Source organism: Streptantibioticus parmotrematis, assembly GCF_019890615.1.
GTDB lineage: Bacteria > Actinomycetota > Actinomycetes > Streptomycetales > Streptomycetaceae > Streptantibioticus_D > Streptantibioticus_D parmotrematis.
The window spans coordinates 112,881-132,763 of sequence record NZ_JAINVZ010000012.1; the positions used below are offsets into that span (position 1 = coordinate 112,881).

General features: G+C 73.5%; 12 protein-coding genes. 5 read left to right on the forward strand and 7 right to left on the reverse strand.

The window, feature by feature from the left end; translation table 11 throughout:
* The first annotated feature begins 148 nt into the window (after positions 1 to 148).
* Positions 149 to 781: a hypothetical protein gene (locus K7472_RS18740; protein ID WP_252395874.1), complete on the forward strand. Its 633-nt coding sequence runs from the start codon at positions 149 to 151 to the stop codon at positions 779 to 781.
* Positions 782 to 969: 188 nt separating this feature from the next.
* Complete coding sequence (locus K7472_RS18745; protein ID WP_222979528.1) at positions 970 to 2,019, forward strand: PucR family transcriptional regulator; 1,050 nt, start codon at positions 970 to 972, stop codon at positions 2,017 to 2,019.
* Here the strand turns inward: K7472_RS18745 and K7472_RS18750 are convergent.
* The 6 genes from K7472_RS18750 to K7472_RS18775 all read right to left on the reverse strand — a co-directional run bounded on the left by K7472_RS18750 (position 1,947) and on the right by K7472_RS18775 (position 14,914).
* Entirely contained in the window at positions 1,947 to 6,758 is a 4,812-nt protein-coding gene (locus tag K7472_RS18750) for a DNA repair ATPase (protein WP_222979530.1), read from the reverse strand. The two genes, K7472_RS18745 and K7472_RS18750, sit on opposite strands and share 73 nt — an antisense overlap.
* A gap of 63 nt (positions 6,759 to 6,821) precedes the next feature.
* Positions 6,822 to 8,915 (reverse strand): SPFH domain-containing protein, encoded by a 2,094-nt coding sequence (locus K7472_RS18755; protein ID WP_222979532.1) that lies wholly within the window; start codon positions 8,913 to 8,915, stop codon positions 6,822 to 6,824.
* A gap of 184 nt (positions 8,916 to 9,099) precedes the next feature.
* Positions 9,100 to 9,858 (reverse strand): hypothetical protein, encoded by a 759-nt coding sequence (locus K7472_RS18760; RefSeq protein ID WP_308013975.1) that lies wholly within the window; start codon positions 9,856 to 9,858, stop codon positions 9,100 to 9,102.
* Positions 9,859 to 10,030: 172 nt separating this feature from the next.
* A complete protein-coding gene (locus tag K7472_RS18765) occupies positions 10,031 to 11,581 on the reverse strand; it encodes a sensor histidine kinase (RefSeq protein ID WP_308013976.1) in 1,551 nt (516 codons plus the stop codon).
* Entirely contained in the window at positions 11,578 to 12,342 is a 765-nt protein-coding gene (locus K7472_RS18770) for a response regulator transcription factor (protein WP_252395845.1), read from the reverse strand. Before K7472_RS18770 ends, K7472_RS18765 begins: the two co-directional genes overlap by 4 nt.
* 124 nt (positions 12,343 to 12,466) lie before the next feature.
* Positions 12,467 to 14,914 (reverse strand): glycosyltransferase family 39 protein, encoded by a 2,448-nt coding sequence (locus K7472_RS18775; protein ID WP_308013977.1) that lies wholly within the window; start codon positions 14,912 to 14,914, stop codon positions 12,467 to 12,469.
* Positions 14,915 to 15,368: 454 nt separating this feature from the next.
* Between K7472_RS18775 and K7472_RS18780 the strand changes: the two genes are divergently transcribed.
* Together K7472_RS18780 and K7472_RS18785 are read left to right on the forward strand one after the other, a co-directional pair.
* A complete protein-coding gene (locus K7472_RS18780; protein WP_222979538.1) occupies positions 15,369 to 16,874 on the forward strand; it encodes an ABC transporter permease in 1,506 nt (501 codons plus the stop codon).
* A gap of 37 nt (positions 16,875 to 16,911) precedes the next feature.
* Positions 16,912 to 17,598 carry an ABC transporter ATP-binding protein gene (locus tag K7472_RS18785; protein ID WP_222979540.1) on the forward strand — a complete coding sequence of 229 codons (687 nt, stop codon included), beginning with the start codon at positions 16,912 to 16,914 and terminating at the stop codon, positions 17,596 to 17,598.
* Positions 17,599 to 17,758: 160 nt separating this feature from the next.
* On the opposite strand, the gene K7472_RS18790 is transcribed toward K7472_RS18785, so the two are convergent.
* Positions 17,759 to 19,018 (reverse strand): erythromycin esterase family protein, encoded by a 1,260-nt coding sequence (locus K7472_RS18790; RefSeq protein ID WP_222979542.1) that lies wholly within the window; start codon positions 19,016 to 19,018, stop codon positions 17,759 to 17,761.
* Between the two features lie 59 nt (positions 19,019 to 19,077).
* Between K7472_RS18790 and K7472_RS18795 the strand changes: the two genes are divergently transcribed.
* Positions 19,078 to 19,788, forward strand: coding sequence for a TioE family transcriptional regulator (locus tag K7472_RS18795; RefSeq protein ID WP_222979544.1), 711 nt, complete (start codon positions 19,078 to 19,080; stop codon positions 19,786 to 19,788).
* The last annotated feature ends 95 nt before the right edge of the window (positions 19,789 to 19,883 follow it).

Consider the following 19,883-nt stretch of genomic DNA (forward strand, 5'->3'; position numbering starts at 1 on the left):
GGCACCATCCGCGCTCATGGCAGCGATCAGAACGGCGAGGGAGACGGCGGCGACGACGGCGAGGCGGCAGGCCCTGGTCCGTGCCGCCGCGGCGAAGCAGGCCCTGGTCCGGGCCGCCGCGCGGAACAACGCCGAGTGGTGCGCGGCGATGAGCCGATCGCACGGCGTGGCGGGCGAGTTCGGTGTGCAGGCCTGGGCCGCTCCGGTCCGTACGCCGCCGTACTACCCCGACGCGGTGACGCTGGTGCCCGGTGCCGACGCGGCCGCGCTGGTGGGCCGGATCGACACCGCCGCGCCCGGTGCCTGCGTCAAGGACAGCTTCGCCGACCTCGACCTGACGGAGGCGGGCTTCCGGGTGCTCTTCGACGCCCAGTGGATCCACCGCCCGGCGGGCGCGCCGACCACCTCACCGGAGCTCGCCTGGGACGTCGTGCGCGACCGTAAGACGCTGCGGGCCTGGGAGTCGGCGTGGGGTGAGGAGGGACTCTTCCGGGCCGAACTGCTGGACGAACAGGCCACGTTCGTGATCGCCGGGACCAACTCCGAGGGCAGGGTGGCCGTCGGTGCGGTGGCGAGCCGCAGCGACCACGTGGTCGGCGTCTCCAACCTCTTCGCGTCGGAGGACGGCGCCGACCGGGCCTGGCCGGTGGTACTGGAGGCGGCGCACCGGCTGTTCCCCGCGCTGCCCGTGGTCGGCTACGAGCAGGGCGAAGACCTGGAGGCGGCCCTGCGCCAGGGCTTCGAGGCGGTCGGCCCGTTGCGGGTCTGGGTGCATGGGTAGGCGCCGAAACGCCAGGGCTTCGCACGGTCGAACGCGCCGTCGGCCGCGCCTCCCGCCCGCACTACGATCACCGGTCAGGGACCGGCCGGGAGCGGATCACGAAGCCGAGGCAGCGCAGCCGAGCAGCGCAGCCGAGGCAGCGGAACGGGAGTCCGCCGGGTCGGCGTCTACGGGGGAGGAAGCGGGAGTTGACGAGCGTCGGGGTCGAGGGGGATGACGCCTGGGGGCGGGTGCTCGTGGAGGTGGGGCGGAGCGGGCGGCGGCTTCGGCGGGAAGAGCTCGACGCTCTGCGTGCGTACGGGGACCGGGCGGCCGAGAGCGGGCGCGGGCTCGCCGAGCTGGTGGACGAGCGGCTTGCCGCCGCCGGTGCGGTCTGGGCGGGGCAGACCGTGGACGCCTCGTCGATGACGGCACTGCGGGCGGCCGTCGCCGCGATCGCGGACGGGCACAGCCGGGCCTACCGGGAGCGGCTGCGGCGTGAGGAGGCGGGACGGCGGGAGTTCGTCGCGGACCTGCTCAGCAGCCGCAGCGACGTAGGAAGGCTGGCCGAGCACGCGGAGCGGTTCGGGATCAACCTGGCCTGCTCGCACGTCGTCGCGGTGGCCGCGGGCGACGGCTACGACCTGGACGACCCGCTGGTCCGGGCGCTGGAGCGGCAACTGCTCGGCCGCTTCGGCGAACAGGAGGTGCTGCTCGCCGTCAAGCACGGGCGGCTGGTGTGCGTCGTGCCGTCCGGGCCCGGCGAGGACGCGGCGGTCAAGGCGTTCGCCGAACTGACCCAGGGGCGCCGGGTCGTCGTCGGGCGGCCGCACAGCGGACCCGGTGGCGTCGTGCACTCCTACGAGGAGGCCCGGTCGGCGCTGGAGCAGGCCGATCAGCTCGGTGTCGAGGGGCAACTGCTGCACGCCGCCGACCTGTTGGTGCTGCCCGTGCTGCTGCGGGACCGCGACGCGCTGGAGGATCTGGTGCGCAGCGTGCTGGGCCCGTTGCGGAACGCCCGGGGCGGTGCCGGGCCCCTGCTGGAGACGCTGACCGCCTACGCGGACTCCCGTTACGTCTCGGCGGAGGCGGCGCGGCGGCTGGGGCTGAGCGTGCGGGCGCTGGCCTACCGCGTCGAACGCGTCGTCCGGCTCACCGGACTCGACCCGGACGACGCGTTGCAGCGCTACACGCTGGAGACGGCCGTGTTCGGCGCGAGGCTGCTGGGGTGGCTCGACCACGCGCCGCCTCCGGCGTAGGCGGCGCACAACGTCCGCCAGCGGTCGGCCTGTTCGGGGGTGGCGCGGTCGCGCAGGTGGGCGAGCTTGAGCAGGTTGGCCTCCGCCGCGCCGCCGAGGGTGCGCGCCTCGGCGAGGTAGTGCTCGTCCAGCAGGGCCTCGACCTCGGCGTCGCTCTGCACGGGGTCGATCCGGGCGGCGAACTGCGCCATCGTGCGGTACGAGCCCTGGAGCAGGAACGGCGGTTCGGCACGGGCGGACTCGTCCTGCGCGGCGGACGCGATGTAGGCGCTGTTCACGGCGAGGACCGTGCGCTGGACGCGGCGGAGCCGGGTGAGGGCGGCCAGTACGCGGTCCAAGTCGATTACCGGACAGCTGAGTTGATCGGCATGGGCTGTCGGGTCGCCGTCGGCCAGCGCGATCAGCAGGCGCAGGTCGGCCGGGTCGGTGCCGGCGAGAGGGGCGAGCACCGGGTTGGCCGCGAGCGTGTTCTCCAGGAACGACTGCGCGAACAGGCCCTGGTGGGTGGTGAAGACCTCGCCCAGGTTCCACACGTCGGCGCGGTTGGCGAGCATGTCGGGGATCGTGAAGCGCTGCCCGTTCGCGGTGTGCGGGTTGCCCGCGAGGCAGACGGCGAAGCGGCGTCCGCGCAGGTCGAAGCTGCGGGCGACGCCGTCGCTGACGGCTTCTACGCGGCGCTGGGCGTCACACAGCGGGATGAACTTCTCCAGCAGCTCCGCGCCGACGTGCTGGATGTCGTCCACGTGCAGCAGCACGTTGCTGCCCGCCTCCAGGGCGAACACGATCTTCTCGACCTCGCGCCGGGAGGCGGCGTCGGGGGCGCGGTCCGGGTCGAGGGAGGTGGTGCCGGTGCCCAGCGCGGGGCCGTCGACGCGGACCATGAGCAGGCCGAGGCGGTCGGCGACGTATTCCAGCAACGTGGTCTTGCCGTAGCCGGGCGGGGACAGGAGCAGCAGCAGGCCGCTGCGGTCGGTGGTCGCGGTCGTGTCGAGCGTGCCGAGTTGCCTGGCCAGGTTGTCGCCGATGAGCGGCAGGTAGACCTGGTCGATGAGCTGGTTGCGCACGAATCCGGCCAGCGGGCGCGGCCGGTGGTCGTCCAGCCGCAGCCGGGCCCGTTCCGCCGCCAGGGCGTCGGCGCGCCGCCGCTGGAAGGCACGGAAGGCCGGCGCCCGTTCCTCGCGGAACTCCCGTGCCTGGTACGGCAGTTGGTCGACGCGTACGGTCAACCGGCCGTCGCGGACGCGGGGGTGGGAGCCGAGGAGGCCGGTGACGGTCTCGCCGACCGGAGCGGTGATCTCGTAGCGGGGGAGCCCGGGCGCGCACAGGTGGGCCACGGCCTCCGCGAGGCCGTCGTCGGACGGGGTGCCGTCGTCATCGTCGGGCGCCTGGGCGCTCGTGTCGGCGTCCGCGTACGCGCTCAGCCAGGCCGTGGCGAGTTGGTGGCGGGCGGACAGGTCGGTGGCGAGTGCCTGGAGGTCGGCGGCGAGGCCGGGGGCGGCGTCGGTGCGCCGGAAGCCGTCCAGCAGGGTGCGGGCGGCCACGCCGGTGGCGAACCCTTCGTGTTCGTCGGCGAGTTCGGCGACCAGGTAGTCGCCGGTGCGGGGCACGGTGGGCAGGCCGACGGAGGCGATGAACTGCTCGACAGCGTCGGACAGTTCGGCCGCGAGGGCGGTCAGCTGCGTCGTCGCCCCTCCGGGCCCGAAGTGTGCGCGGGCCGACGTGAGGGAGCGGGCGCGGCGCTGCCATGCGGCACGCTGCGGGTCCGTGGCGCCGTGGGCCCAGAACAGCTGGGCGGCGCACCGCACTTCCGCGGGGTGTTCCAGCAGCCCGGCCCCGGCACGCAGCCGCAGCAGCGCGCCGAGGACGAGGGCGGCGTCGTGGTCGTGGACACCGCGTTCGTACCCCTCGTCGTACGCGCGCTCGGCCGCGCGGCGTACCTGGTCGAGCAGCGGGCCGCCAGTGAGGTCCGGGAGCAGGCCGCCGGAGACGTCGGCGAGCGGGCCGCCGTTGACGTCGGGGAGCAGCGTGGCGGCCAGGTACTCGGCGCGGTAGAGCGCCGGTGACTCGCTCACCAGCGGCTGGGTCCAGAACGCGGTGTCGGGAGGCAGTTCGGGCAGCCGGGCGGGACGGCGGTAACCGGTGCCGGTGACGAGGAACGCGAGGCCGTCGCCGTCGGGCCGGAGGGTCAGCTCGACCGGTTCGCGGCGGACGGCGAAGCGGTGGCGCCCCAGCCGGACGCTCGCACCGCCGTCGTCCGACAGGTCCGCGCGGTCGCGCAGGTCGCGCAGCGCGGTGCGCACGGCGCCGAGCAGTCCGTCGTCCAGCTCCTGGGCGCGCACCTGGTCGTCGAGGCCGCGCAGTTCGTCCGCCGCGGCCCGTACTCGTACCGCCATCGGGTCGGCGGCGCGGGCGGCGTGGATGTCGGCGGCAGTGGTGAGCCCGGCGAGCCTGCGGCGCAGGGCCTGGAGCGCGCCGTGGGCGGAGACGGCCAGGCGGTCGGCGCGGGCGGCGGCCTCGTCCAGCAGGGTCTGGCGGCGGGCGGCGAAGGCCTGCCGGATCTCCTCGCGGCGCAGGGCCAGATCGCCCGCGAGGTCCTGGGCCTCGGCGAACCGGGCCTCCAGCGCGTCCACGCGCAGCAGCAGCCGGGCGAGGTGGTCGTCGCAGGCGGCCGGGGTGCCGGCGGCGGACAGGGCCGCGGTGGTGGCCTGGGCGAGCAGTGCGGACTCGGCCGCGTGCGCGGCGTGGTGCTCGGCTTCCAGCAGGGCGCGGCGGCGGTTGGCCAGGATCGCGCGGGCGCGGTTGACGGCCGCCAGCACCTCGCCGATGGCCAGCAGGACGGCCGTTCCCGCGCCCGGGTCGGCGGCGACCGCGCCGGTGACCAGGTCGGTGACGGTGGTCAGCGCGTCGGCCTGCTCGGTGAGGCGTTCGCCGAGCCGCTCGGCCTCGGCGGCGGTGGGGACGTCCTGCGCCTCGTCGGCTGCGGTGCGTGCGGCGGCCAGCGGGGTGGCGAACGCGTCGGGGCCCGCGAAGAACGCGAAGGCGCGGTCGGTCGCCGCCGCCAGCTCGTCGGCCAGGTCCGCCTCGACCCGCTCCAGCGCGGCCAGGTCGAGCTGGGGCAGCTCCCGCAGTGTGACGACGCGGCCCTGGGCGCGGCGCAGTTCGGCGAGCAGCCGGGTCCACGCCTCGGCGGCGGCGGGCGGCTCGCCGTGCGAGCGGCGCACCAGCGCGGCGGCCTCCTCCCGGGCCTGCTCCAGCGCCTCGGCGGCGCGGGCGGCCCGGGCGTGGACCCGGTCCCGTTCCTCCGCCATCCGCTCGGCGGTCTCGCGCAGTGCGGCGAGCGGTTCGAGCAGGCCGGTGCCGTCGAGCCAGTAGTGGCGGTCGGCGGCCTTGGCGCAGGCGTCCAGGAGCAGTTCGGGGGCGGCCGCCGCCCGCTCGTCCTGGGCGGCGGCGGTCGCGGTGCGCACCACGTCCAGGCAGTCGGCGATCCCGCGTACCAGGTCGGCGTTGCCGATCCGGGCCAGCGGCCCGTCGCCGACCGGCTGGGCGGCGGCGTGGTCGGCGGACTGGAACGGGGTGCGCCACAGCTGGAGTTCGTGCGTGCGCACCGGATCGCGGTCCGGCTTGAGCAGCACGAGCGTGCCGTCGGGCAGCAGGGCGTGCGCCGCGCCGTGCAGCGCGGCGGCGGCCTCCCGGCGCACGGTGTTCCACGGCAGCAACAGGACCTGCGCGCGGCCCGGGCGGCGCAGGACGTAGAGCAGGTCCTCGCCGTTGGGCGAGGGGATCACCGCCTCGAAGCCCGGGGCGCCCCCCTCCGTCCGGAACGCGCGGTGGGTGCCGTCGGCCAGTTCGTAGCCGCCGGGGAACAGCAGGCCCTGGTCGGCCGGGAGCAGCCGGGCGCCGTGCGCGAGCGAGTCCTGTCGACGGACCGAACCGGTACGGGTGTTGACGACCAGATGGCGGTCGGCGGTCTCGTTGTACGGGCGCACCCGCAGGAGCAGCAGCGGCCCCGTCGGCGCGTACGCGACGACGGCGTCCGCCAGGCTCTGCAACGGCTCGTCGACCGGCTCCTCGAACAGCGTCCGGTCGCCGGGGACGGAACGCACCGTGAGGGCGCCGCCGGTGGTGGCGACGGTGACCGCGCCCTCGGCCCCCTCGACCCTGATCCGGCCGTGGTCGTGGTGCTCGCGGCCGGTCGGCGTCCACGGCAGCTCGTACACCGGCGGCTGCGGCAGGTCGCGTTCACCGTGGTTGCCCAGGTACTCGGCGCCGTCTTCCGTCAACTGCCAACTCAGGACGCGCTGGTCGCCCTCGTTGTCGCCGGTGCGGAAGACCGCGAGCAGCCTGCCGGGCGTCGTGCGCACCAGGTCGGCGAGGCGGGCGTCCCGGTAGTAGCGCAGCAGCTCCGCCAGGTCGCGATGGAACCGCTCGTCGTCCAGCAAGCCCGGTACCGAATCCCGTTCGAGCACCGTGCCGTCCGGGGTGTGCAACGAGAGCAGGCCCGCGTCGAGGTCCGGCGCGGTGGTGCCCAGCAGCAGGACGCCGGGCCGCACCGCGACGATCCCGCGGGCGGTGCCCTCTCCCGCGGTGCGCGGCCGGGCCGAACCGGTCAGCTCCAGCGCCGGGGAGCCGAACGCCTCCTGCCGCGCGGTGTTCAACTCCTGCGCCCACCGTGCCAGTTCGGCGGCGCGTTCGGCGAGCCGTGCCCGCAGGATCTGGTAGGTGCCGTCCTCGACGCCCATGACTGCTTCCCGTGTCCCCTTGTCCGGCCCGGTACGTGTCGTTGTCTCTTCGATGGCCGCGCGCTACTTGTCGGTGGTCGTGCCCGCGTCGGCCATGCCGTTCATGTTCACCGTGGCGCTGGAGCCGTTGACGAGCCGTGCCGGGTCCAGGGGCGCGGTGATGTCCAGCGCCGACGTGGCATCGGGCGCCGCGGCGCCCAGCAGCTTCATCAGCAGCGCCAGGTTCCACGGCCCGCCGGCCCCGAGGGACTTCAGCACCTCCGTGGCGTCGTCGCTGAAGCGCTTCTCACCGCTGAGCCAGTCCGCGCCCAGTGCCCTGACCGTCTCCGATCCCTGTACGGCACCGTCGATCGACTTGCCGAAGGACACCGCGCTCACCAGCCGTTCCAGGAACACGCTGTCGCCGCCGACGATGTCGATGTCCGCGCTCTCCAGACCCGTGGCGAGCACCGTCGCCTGCGCCTCGGCGACCTTGCCCTGCACCTCCAGCGCGGCGAGGCGCACCTCCTTGTCGGCGGCCAGCCGCAGCCGGAACTCCTCGTGGGAACGCGAGACCTCGTCCAGCGCGGCCATCGCCGCCGCCTTCTTCTCCAGTCCGGCGGCCTCGCCGAGCAGCTTCTCGCGGATGCCCGCGGCCTCCGCGTTCGCCTTGCCCTGGGCGACGGCCGCCTCGGCCAGGCCGACCTTCTCGATCGCCTCGGCCTTCTCCTTCAGGCCGGCCGCCTCGCCCTCCAGCCGGGCCCGCACCCCGGCGGCGTCGGCCAGCGCCTGCCGTTCCGCCACCTCGGCCCGCGCGAGCCCCGCCGCGCCCGCCATGGCGCGTTCACCCTCGGCGCGGCGCACGTTGGCCGCGGCCTCCAGCTCCGCGCTCTTCTGCCCGGCCTCGGCCAGCACCAACTGCTCCTTCGCCCGCAGGTGCGCGGCCTGCTCCGCGGCCTCGGCGGCCTTGATGTCCTTGACGTGCTGCTCCTGCGCCTGGGCCTCGGCGGCGATGACCACGCTCTGCCGGGTGCGTTCCGCCTCCTGCACCACGCGGACCCGCTTGATCTCCTCCTCCTGCTCGGCGACGGTGCGCTCCACGGCGATCCGCTCGCGCACCACGTCGGCCACGCCGCGCCGCTCGACCTCGATCTCCTTGTCCATCCCGGCCCTGGCGAGCTGGACCTCCCTCTCCCGGCCCACGACCTCCAGCAGCCGGTCCTTCTCGATCCGCTCGGTCTCGACCGCGAGCACCCGTTCCCGGTTCTTCTCCGCTACCGCGATCTCGCGCTGCTGGTTCTCCCGCTGCACGCCGAGCAGTTCCTCGGTCCGCAGCAGGGCGCCGTGCGCCTTGAGCCGCTCCTCCTCCTGCACCATCGCGGTGGCCGCCTCCTCCTGCGCCCGCAGCGTCTCGATGCCCTTGCGCTGCCGGATCTCCGCCTCCTCGCGCCGCCGCTCCAGTTCGAGCACGGCCTCGCGGGCGTCGACGTCCTGGCGGGTGATCTCCATCTGCTCGTTGCGCTGGAAGTCGTTGGTGCGGATGTGCTCCAGCGCGGTCAGTTCGGTGATCTTCCGGATGCCCTGGGCGTCCAGGATGTTGGACGGGTCCAGCTGCGACATCGGGGTCTGCTCCAGATGGTCGATCGCGGCGTCCTCCAGGTGGTAGCCGTTGAGGTCGGTGCCGATGGCGGCGACGATGCGGTCGCGGAACTCCTCGCGGTGCGTGTAGAGGTCGGCGAAGTCCAGCTGCTTGCCGACGGTCCGCAGCGCCTCGGCGAACTTCGCGCTGAACAGCGTCTGCAACGTCTCCTGGTGGCTCGCCCGGTCGGTGCCGATGGCCTGGGCGACCTTGATGACGTCCTCGACGGTCTTGTTGACGCGCACGAAGAAGGTGATCTGGATGTCGGCGCGGATGTTGTCCTTGCAGATCATGCCCTCCTGGCCGGTCCGGGAGATCTCGATGGTCTTCACCGAGATGTCCATGACCTCCGCGCGGTGCAGCATCGGCATGACGAGGGCGCCGGTGAAGGTCACCGTGGCGCCCTTGGGGCGCGAGATGATCAGGGCCTCGCCCTGCACCACCTTGCGGAACAACCGGCCGAAGAGCAGCAACGTGCCCAGACCGACGAGCAGAAGGACGGCGACGAGCACACCGGCACCGATGGTGACGACAGACATGGCTGTTCCCTTGGACTGACCTTGCCGTGGATGAACGGGAGTTGGCGCACGGAGGCGCGGGGTCGTGGCGTTGACGTGAGGGGGTCGACGGGGGCAGGGAGACGCGGCGTCGCGTCAGCCGCTTCGGGTCGACCGCTCTACGGCAGGCGGGACTTGGCCGGTCTACGGCGGAGTCGGCATGCGATCAGCAGCCCGTCGCCGGGGGAGCGGGCATGACCCGGAAGAACTCGCCCTCGGCGTCGTAGTCGTAGATGAGCGCGGACATCCCGGCCCGCAGGGCGTTCTCCGGTCCGGCCGCGTCGTCGGGTGCCAGGCGCACCTGCACCAGCGCCGCGGAGCCGTCGGCGGCGCGTACCTCCGCCTGCCCGAAGTCCGGCCCGACCCGCCCGGTGCGGATCACGCACCCCAGGCCCACGAAGTCCCGCCGGGAAGGCGGCGGAAGCGGCTCGGGCGTCATCCGGCGCAGCGGTGACGCGAGCAGGCGCGCCCCCAGCCATCCGCCGGCCAGGGCCATCGGCAGGACGAGCCCGCGGGCGTCCCCGCCCAGCCAGGTCTGCCCGGCCAGCGCGGTGAACCAGGCGAACGCCACGACGAGCGAGACCGCCACGGTCACGGGTATGCCGCCGAGGCCCAGCAGGCGGGCCCGTCCGGCGTGCGGACGCCCTACGGGGCCGTGCTGTACGGGATCGTGCCGTACAGGGTCGTGGCCGGGGCGGCCGGTGCGCTCCCCGCCGTGGTGGCCGTTGTGGTGGCCGCCGTGAGCGTGCCCGGAGCCGTGCCCTGCATGTCCTCCGTCGTGGCCACCGCCGTGGCCGCCCCCGTGCCCCCCGCCCTGGCCGCCCTGGCCGCCGTGGCCCCCGTGGCTTCCGTGCGGGTGCGCTCCCCCGAGGAGCACCAGCAACCAGTAGCCCACCACCACGACCAGGGCGAAGCTGAAGATCACGGTGGGATACCCCGTGACCGCCCCCACAAAGCCACGCACCGCGCTCGCCCGCCTCCGCTGTCCCCCCGCGGCCACGCTCCGTGAGCCGCAGGCGTCAGGGTGGCACCACGCCCGACGCCGCGCAGTGTCCGAACCCGGCAGTTTTGACGGGCCGTTGACGTCCTGGAACAGCTCACATCGCGGTGTTCGGATCCCCGGGAGCGGTCGGGAGGACCAGGCGGAAGACACAGCCGCGGCCGGGGCGGGTGTCGAGTTCCAGGCGGCCCCGGTGCGCCTGGGCGATGGACGCGGCGATCGCGAGGCCCAGGCCGCTGCCCCCGCGCGCCCGGGTGCGGGAGGGGTCGGCCCGGTAGAAGCGCTCGAAGACGTGCCCGGCCTGCTCGGGGCTCAGCCCCGGGCCCTCGTCGGCGACCTCGATGACGGCGACGGGGGTGCGCGCCGCCAGCGGCGGTGTCACGCTGCTGCGGCCGGGGCGGTCCGTGCCGCCCGCGTAGGCGCTCGCCCGGGTCGCGCCCACCCGTACGTGGACGCGGGTGCCGGGCGGGGTGTGGGCGTGGGCGTTGGACAGCAGCGCGGCCACGACCTGCCGCAGCCGGTGGTCGTCGCCCGTCGCCTCGACGACCTCCAACTCCCTTGCTCCGCCGGGGTCCGAGGGCGTCGGCAGCGGGCCGAGGTCGACGGGGTGGGAGGGCTGGTGCACGGCGGCCGTGCTGACCGCGTCGGCGGCGCCCGAGAGCAGGTCCACCGGTTCGCTGCGGTAGGACGGCTCGCGGTCGAGCGTGGCCAGCAGTTGCAGGTCGTTGACGATCAGGCTCATGCGTTCCGCGTTCTGGGCGACGAGCCGGTGCGCTTCGCGTTGTTCGGCCGCGGAACGGTGCTCGTGGCGCAGGGCCAGCTCCGCGTAGCCGTGGATCGCGGTGAGCGGGGTGCGCAGTTCGTGGCCCGCGTCGGCGACGAAACGGCGCAACCGCGCCTCGGACGCCTCCCGGTCCCGCAGCGCCTGCTGGAGCCGGTCGAGCATGCCGCCCAGGACCCGGCCGAGCCGCCCGATCTCGGTGCGCGGGTCGGTGTCGGCCGGCCTGAGTCCCGGCTCGCCCGCGGTGATCCGCCGGGCGGTGCGCTCCAGGCGGGTCAGGGGGAGCAGACCGATCCTTATCACCCAGGCCCCGACCGTGATCAGGCCGAGGGTGGTGACGGCGAGCACGGCGACGTCCAGCCACAGCAGTTTGGACGTGGCGCCCTCGACCGTGTCCAGCGGCAGGGCGACGACCGCGGTCATGCCGCCGGGCCCGGGTTGCGCCAGCACCCGCCAGTGCCCGGATCCGGTGGTCGCCGCGACGGAACGCGGCGCGCCCGTGCGCAGGCCGAGGGCGGCGCGGTCCGCGGCGAGGCCGGGCCCCGGCAGGCGGGAGGAGTAGCCGAGGTTGCGGGTCAGCAACCGCCCGGAGGCGTCGTAGAAGTAGACCCGGAAGTCGGAGGGGAGCACGGCGGCGGAGTCCCGGGGCGCGGCCGGCCCGCCGTGCGGGACCTGGCCCGCCTCCGCCTGGTGGAACGCGAACGCGGGCGGCCGGAATCCGGCGAGCTGCTGGTCGACGCGGCCGACCAGCCAGGAGCGCAGGACGGCGTAACCGACGGCCTGCGAGGCGAGCACCGCGAGCGCGGCGAGCACGGTGACACCGAGCAGCAGACGGGCGCGCAGGGACTTCGGGCCGGCCCTCCTCACGGGGCCTGGGCCTCGGTACGGCCACGGGGCAGGCGCAGGCAGTAGCCGACGCCGCGGACGGTGTGGATCAGCGGGGGATCGAAGCAGTCGATCTTCTTGCGCAGGTACTTCACGTACGTCTCGATGATGCGGGCGTCGCCCGCGAAGTCGTAGCCCCAGACGTGTTCGAGGATCTGGTCCTTGCTCACCACGCGGTTGGCGTTGGCCATCAGATAGCTGAGCAGGTTGAACTCGGTGGGCGACAGCTGGATGTACTGCCCGGCGCGGTGGATCTCGTGGGCGTCCCCGTCGAGCAGCAGATCGCCGAAGCGCAGGACGTTCGGCGCGGCCTGCGGGATCTCCTCGCCCGCGGTGCCGGTGCGGCGCAGGATCGCCTCGATCCGCAGCAGCACCTCCTCGATGCTGAACGGCTTGCTGACGTAGTCGTCACCGCCCGCGCTCAGCCCGGTGATGCGGTCGGACAGGTCGGTGCGGGCGGTGAGGAAGAGAACGGGGGTGTCGTCGCCCGCGGCCCGCAGCCGCCGCGTCACCTCGAACCCGTCCACGTCGGGCAGGAGCACGTCGAGCAGCACCAGGGAGGGCGCCAGCCGTTCGATCTCCAGCAACGCGGACTGCCCTGTGTCGGCGCTGCTCACCGCGTAGCCGGCCAGCCGCAGGGCCGATTCCAGCAGAGAGCGGATGCTGGGCTCGTCCTCCACGACCAGCAGCCGGTGCCGCGACCTGGCCGTGGCCTGCCCGGCCGTCATGCCGATGCCTTCCATCCACTTCCCTCAAGGGTGCGTGCGGTTCCATTCTCCCCGATCCCCCCGGGGGCGTGCCGTGCGTCGGGGACGCGCATGCCGACGGGGGCCGTGCCGGTGGACCCGGCACGGCCCCCGCGGGCGGTCACGAACCGGCGGTGCAGAGGTACAGCGAACCGGTGCCGGAGCCGCCGAACATGGCGGCCGGGCCGGAGGACCGCGCACTGCTGGTGCTGCCGCTGTCCTTCACGCCGTAGTCCTCGGCCGGGACCTTCGAGCAGTGGGCGGTGACCCACTTGCTGATCGCCTGCGACGACCCGCCGGAGCTGCCGCCCATGCCCATGCCCATCGCCGAGCCCGAGCCCTGGGAGAGGACGTAGCGCACCTTGCCCTCCTTCACCATCTGCTCGAACGCGGTGAGGGTGGGCTGCGGCACCGAGCCGGAGAACCCGCCGATCGGCAGCACCTTCTCGCCGGTGACCAGGATGTACGACTCGGCCTGACGCCATCCGATCGTGGCGAGCGGGTACTCGGCGCCGTCGCGGTGCTCGCTGACGTAGTTCCACAGCTTGCGCTCGTCGGAGGTGAGCGACGCCGTGGCGGTCATGCCGCCCATCCCGGCCGTCGCGCCCTTCGCGTCCTTGCCACCCTTGGCACCCTTCGCCACGGACGACCCGTGCGACGTCGACCCCTTGCCGCCGAAGGACGCGGGCATGCCGCCGCCCATGCCGCCCATGGACGAGGGCCCGGCACCGGCGTCGAACGCGCTGCCGTCGTAACGGGAGTCGAACGCCGACGCGGACCACGCGACCGTGCCGCCGAACGCGGCCGTCAGGCCGAGCAGCAGCCCGGTCACGCCCACCCGGGTGCGGTTGCGCCCGCTGAGCCTGCCCAGCACCAGCGCGACGGCACCGGCCACCGCGCCGACGAGCGTCAGCCACTTCAGCCACGGCAGGAAGCTGGACGCCGAGTCGGACCACAGGTAGAAGGTCCACCCCGCCTGGACGGCCACGGCCGCCGGCAGCACCCAGGCGCTCCTGCCGCCCGCGCGGTAGGCCCGCCACATCAGGACCGCGCCGGCGCCGCACAGCGCGGCGAGCGGCGGGGCGAGCGTGGCCATGTACGCGGTGTGCGGGATGCTCGACATCTTGCTGAAGACCAGGCCGACGACGACCAGCCAGGTGCCCCAGGTCACGAATCCGCCGCGCACGACGTCCGTACGCCCGGCCCGGCGCCTGCGCAGCAGCCCGAAGGCCAGCGCGATCGCCGCGAACGGCAGGGTCCAGCTGATCTCCGGCGCGAACCGGCCCTGGAACAGCTTCGTCCACGGGGAACCGCTCTGCCCCATGAAGCCGCCCTTGCCGCCGCCGGGCATCCCGGACCCGCCGCCGCGTGCGTGGGACCCGGTGCCGGAGGCCCCGAAGCCGCCGGGCATGCCGGAGCCGCCGGACGCCCCGGAGCCACCGGGCATGCCGGAGCCGCCGGGGGCCGAGCCGTTCGGAGCGGAACCGTTGGGGGCGGAGCCATTGGGCGCCGAGCCGTTGGGGGCGGAGCCGTTGGGCGCGGAGCCGTTGGGAGGCGTGAAGCCGCCCGACCCGCCGAAGCCGCCGGCCGCCGCGCCGCCCGCCGTGCCGGAGCCCGACCCGGGCTTGCTCCCGGACCCGCCGAAGGCCCCGCCCGGCATGCCGCCGGTGGCGCCCTTGCCCGCGCCGCTCTTGCCGCCCGGTGCGCCCTGGCCTCCGCCGCCCATGCTGGGCAGGGCACCGGAGAGGTGGATGCCGAAGCGTTCCAGGCCGTTGTAGCCGAAGACCATGGCGACGGCGCTGTTGTTGGTGCTGCCGTCCACGTACGGCCGGTCCTTGGCCGGTACGACGGTCATCATCGCCACCCAGGACAGCGACACCGCCGCGCACACGACCCCGGCGACCAGCAGGTGCCAGACGCGCTTGCGCAGGTGTCCCGGCGCCGTCAGCAGGTAGGCCAGCGCGAGCGCGGGAAGGATCATCCACGCCTGCATCATCTTCGCCTGGAAGCCCAGGCCCACCCAGACGCCGCTCATGACCAGCGAGCGCAGCCTGCCGCGCTCCACGGCGACCTGGAAGCGGTCGGCGGCCAGCACCAGGCACATGGTGAGGGCGCCGTCCTCCATCGCGTGGCCGAACATCGAGGCGCACACCGGCGTCAGGGTGAACAGAGCGGCGGCGATGATGCCCGCCTTCGGCCCCACCCAGCGCCGCACCATCCGGTACATCACCAGGACGCAGATCACGCCCTCGATGCACTGCGGGAGGGTGACCGACCACTGGTGGAAGCCGAAGATCCGGGCCGAGATCGCCTGGGGGACGAACGATCCGGCGATCTTGTCGGGGGTGATGGTGGCCCCGGGGTCCATCGCGCCGAACAGCAGCGCCTTCCAGCTGACCGACATGCTCTTCACGCTGTCGCTGTAGAACATCGCGTACCCGGAGGACGTGATGTTCCAGGCGTACAGCGCCGCCGCGAACGCGGCGGTCAGGAGCAGGCAGGGCCGGGCCCAGCCGGGCTGGTCCTCGGGGGAACGCCACACCTGCCATGGCCGGCGACCACCACCCACGCGGTCCGTCCCCCGGGACTGCGGGTGTGTTTCACCGGCCACAGCATGTGATTCCGCGATATCGGTGCTCGACGTCATGGTTTCCTTCGGGCGGAGGGGACGGTTTCGGCACGCCTCGCAGGCTTCCCGGAGCGAGCCGCGCGTTTCACCCTCGCCGTCCCGGCTGGGCGGGTACGGGGAGCGGGCTGGGAATTCGCTGTGAACCGGCACCCCGAAGGGCTGAATTCGGCCGACTTTCGAGCTGCTCTTGTCGCCGGTCGGCGACGGGTGGCCGTGCGCCGCACGGCAGACGGGTGAACGCGCCGATTCACCGCACCAGATGGGCGCTGACCACGTGGAACGCGGCCCGTTGTCCGTTCGTGACCGCATTCATAAGGAAGACATGGCTCCCGTTGACCCCTCTCTCATCGAAGGCTTAGGGACCGCTCAGCCACGATTCCTACCGTCTCGGTTCATGTTCTTCACCTACCTCAGGCGCGAATTGCGCCGCCGCCGGAAGGCGGCTCTGGTCGTCTCGATGGGCCTCGCTCTCGGTATCGGGCTCGTCCTCACGGTGACCTCCGTCTCCGCGGGGATGAAGAACGCCCAGTCCCAGGTGCTGCATTCGCTCTACGGCCTCGGCACGGACGTCACCGTGACCAAGCAGGCCGCGTCCGGGCAGGACGGCGGCGGCCAGAAGTTCGGGATCAAGCGGTCCGGCTCCGGCAGCCAGAGCAGCAGTTCGGACCGGCTCACCATCAGCGCGGGCACCACCACGCTCACCTCCTCCCAGCTCGCCACCATCGCCAAGCAGAACGGCGTCTCGACGGCGGTCGGTTCGCTGTCGCTCAACGACTTCAAGTTCAACGGCAGCTTCAAGCTGCAAGGCGGCACCTCGGGTTCCTCGGGCTCGGGTGTCTCCGGTGCCGGTGCCGGTGCCGGTGGCTTCGGCGGCGGCCAGCGTCCGGGCGGGGCGGGCGGCTCGGGCGGCACGCCGCCGTCCGGTGCGGCCAACTTCAGCCTCAACACCTTCACCATCGACGGCGTCGACACCAGCCACCTCTCGGTGGGCCCGATCAGCAGCCTGGCGATCACCAGCGGCAAGAACTTCACCAGCGCCCAGAGCGACTCGGCGGTCGCGGTCGCGGACTCCTCCTACGCCAAGTCGAAGAAGCTGAGCGTGGGCAGCACCGTCACCATCTCCGGCACCAAGTTCACGATCATCGGCATCGCCACCGCCTCCAGCGGATCGTCCACCGCCAACCTCTACATCCCGCTCACCAAGGCCCAGACGCTGGCCGGCCAGAAGGACAAGGTCACCACCGTCTACATCAAGGCCACCAGCTCGCAGAAGATCGCGGCGGTCAAGTCGGAGGTGCAGAAGGCGGTTTCCGGCACCACCGTGACCACCGCCTCCGACATGGCGTCCACCGTCTCCGGTTCGCTGTCCACCGCGGCCAACCTGGCGACCAACCTCGGCAAGTGGCTGTCGATCGTGGTCCTGGCCGCCGCCTTCCTGATCTCCTCGCTGCTGACCTCCTCCGCGGTCAACCGACGGGTGCGGGAGTTCGGCACCCTCAAGGCACTGGGCTGGCGCAGCAAGCGGGTCATCGGCCAGGTCATGGGTGAGGCCGTGGTCAACGGCCTGATCGGCGGCGCCCTCGGCATCGCCCTGGGCCTGGCGGGCGCGGAGGCCATCACCGCGTTCTCCCCGAGCCTGAGCGCCTCCCTCGGCGGTTCCTCCGGCAGCGGCGGCTCGGGCGGCTTCGGCGGCCCCGGCGGCGGTGGCGGTGGCGGTTTCGGCGGCCACGTCGCGCAGGCGGCCCACCAGGTCACCGTCCACCTGACCGCCCCGGTCACCCTGGCGTCCATCGGCCTGGCCGTGGCCCTCGCGGTCGCGGGCGGCCTCGTCGCCGGCGGCTTCGGCGGCTGGCGCGCCTCCCGGCTCCGCCCGGCGGACGCGCTGCGCCGCGTCGAGTAGTCCGTACCGAGACCGTCCTGACGAGGAGTCAACCACCATGTACCGCTTGAGCGGTGTGCAGAAGCACTACACCAAGGGCAAGAAGACCGTCCGCGCCCTCGACGGCGTCGACCTGGAGATCCCCGAGGGCAGCCGTCTGGTCATCCAGGGCCCCACCGGCGGCGGCAAGTCGACCCTGCTGCAGATGCTGGGCGGTCTCGACCGCCCGACGTCCGGCACGGTCGAGCTGGCCGGCCACGACCTGGGCCGGATCAGCGAGGCCAGACTGACCGGAGTGCGGGCCGAGTTGATCGGCTTCGTCTTCCAGAGCTTCAACCTGATCCCCACCCTGAGCGCGCAGGAGAACGTGGAGACGGCCCTGGCACCCCTGGGCGTCGGCAAGGCGGAGCGCGCCCGCCGCGCGGCGGCGGCGCTGGAGTCGGTCGGCCTCGGCGAGCGCAGCGGCCACTCCCCGGCCGAACTGTCCGGCGGCCAGCAGCAGCGAGTGGCGATCGCCCGTGCGCTGGTCAAGGAACCGAAGGTCCTCCTGGCCGACGAGCCCACCGGCAACCTCGACGAGGAGACCCGCGACGACATCATGCTGCTCCTGGACGACCTGCAACGGGAACACGGCCTGACCTTCGTCATGGTCACCCACGACACGGCCCTCGCCGCGAAGGCCCCCCGCCTCGCCACGATCCGGTCCGGCAAGGTCACCGTGAGGGAGTCGCAGCGCGCGTCGTAGACGTCCGGGCGCGCGGTTGATTCCTGCGGCCGGGGGGGAGCCTCGGCCCCGCGAAGGCCCCGACCCCGCGAAGGCCCCGGCCACTCGGTGGCCGGAGCCTTCGCACCGTGCGAGTTCAGCCGCCCCGCGGTACGGCCTCACCCCTGTGCGCGGTACGGCCTCACCCCCGTGGGACGTCCTTGACGAACACGAGGCCGTCGCAGCCGGGCAGGTGGGCCGGGTCGAAGGGCGCGTAGCCGAACCAGGGGGAGACGCGCGGCGCGGGCGGTGCGGTGGCGAGGGCGGTGGCCAGCCCTCGGGCGTCGACGACGCAGCGGTCCTCCGTGCGCGCGTACAGGAGGCCCTCGACGGTGTCCGGAGGCGGTGTGTCCACGCCGCGGTGCCGGATCGTGCCGAGTGCCGTGGGTACGAACGCGTAGTCCGCACCGAGCCGGGCGGCGGCCAGCGCACCGGCGCTCCACCACTCCACCGTCCCCTGCCACATCCGCATCGTGCTCTTCTCCCGTTGGAGGTGGGCGTTGTGGGCGTGGACCAGCACCGGGCCCCGGTCGGCCAGGGCGAGGAGGTTGCCGGCCATCATCAGGTCCCGCAGCGCGCACAGCCGTGTCATGCGCGCCGGTGAGGTGTCGGCCATGGCGTGGTGGTAGCGCAGCAGACCGGTCGCGGTGCGTCCGTACAGCCGCGCGTGGTCCCAGTCGTCCGGCGGGGGCGTCGCGCGCAGACGGGGTTCATGGGCGTCGAGCAAGGCCGTCAACTCGTCTGCGAGCAACCGTAGTTCGCAGGCTTCGGCCGACCGCCCCACGGACCGCGCCGGATCCGTCATCGCGTCGGGATCGGTCCACCCTTCGTCGGCGCCGGTCAGGGCGTCGAGCGTTGCCGCGGTGCAGGGCAGCAGGTCGGCGTCGACGTGGGCCGCGAGGTAGCCGTGGAGCGCGGTGAGGGCCTGCCGTGGGCTCGCGGCGCCGGTGATCTCCAACGGGCCGTCGAAACCGGCGAAACGGAGCCGTTCGGACGCGGGCCTCCCGTCGTTGAACTCGCGCATCCAGCAGACGAGTTCACGGTTGGCCGCGTGGGCGCCCCAGCCGTGGCTGAAGCCGTGTTCCATGACGTCGTCGAGGGCGCCGCCGCCCGCGACGTCGTGGAGGCCGCCCCCGCCGGTGACGTCGTCGAGGCCGTCGCCCGTGCCCGAGGCGACGTACTCGTCCACGGCCAGGCCCTTCACGCAGTCGGTCTCGATCGCGATGGTGCGGTAGCCCTCCTTCTCGACGAGTTCCCGGAAGAGTTCGTTGCGCAGCCGGAGCAGCGCGTCCTCGCCGTGGGTCGGCTCGCCCAGCGCGAGCAGCCGCGGACGGGCCGGAAGCAGTCCCACGACGGCGGCGGCCCCGGCGGTGTGAAGGGTGTCCTTGATGTCGTTCGCCATGCCCGTCAACGGTATCGTTGAACTTTCGGTGGAAACTTCCACACGACAGCGGCGGGCTCATGGAGCGAAAGTCTCAAAGGGGTGATCGGCTCAGGCCGGTCGACCTGGCCCGCGCGCACGGCCTGTCCACGCAAGCGGTCAGGAACTACGAGGAGGCCGGCATCCTCCCGGCCGCCGATCGCACACCCCACGGCTACCGCGTCTACACCCCGCTGCACGCGGCGGCGCTGCGGGCGTTCCTGGCCCTGGTGCCGGGCCACGGCCACCGGACGGCGGCGGCGGTCATGCGTGCGGTGAACGACGGCGAGGCCGACGAGGCGTTCCGTCTGATCGACGGGGTCCACGCGCAGCTGCTGGAGGACCGCGGGACCCTGCGGGCCGTGGAGGACGCGCTCCGCGATCTGGAGCCCGTGGCGCCGGGCCCCGGCCGCACGTTCATCGGACCGCTGGCGGCCAGGCTGGGAATCCGTCCCGCGACGCTGCGCAAGTGGGAACGCGCGGGCCTGCTCACCCCGCGCCGCGACCCCGCGACCGGGTACCGCGTCTACGACGAGTCCGACGTACGGGACGTGATGCTGGCCCACCAACTCAGGCGCGGCGGCTACCCGTTGGAGCGGATCGCGCCGCTGATCGCCCAGGTGCGTTCGGCCGGAGGCCTGGAACCGCTGGAGTCCACGCTGGAGGAGTGGCGGACACGGCTGTCCGCCCGGGGGCGGGCGATGCTGTCGGGGGCGGCGGAACTGGACGCGTATCTGCGCGAGTTGGAGTGAGGGCGCGGCTGGTGGGTCAAACGCGGCAGGGGCGCTTCGTGCGTGGTGGCCGCCTCGGGGGCTACAGGCCTGGCTGGGCGTTATTGCCGTGCGAG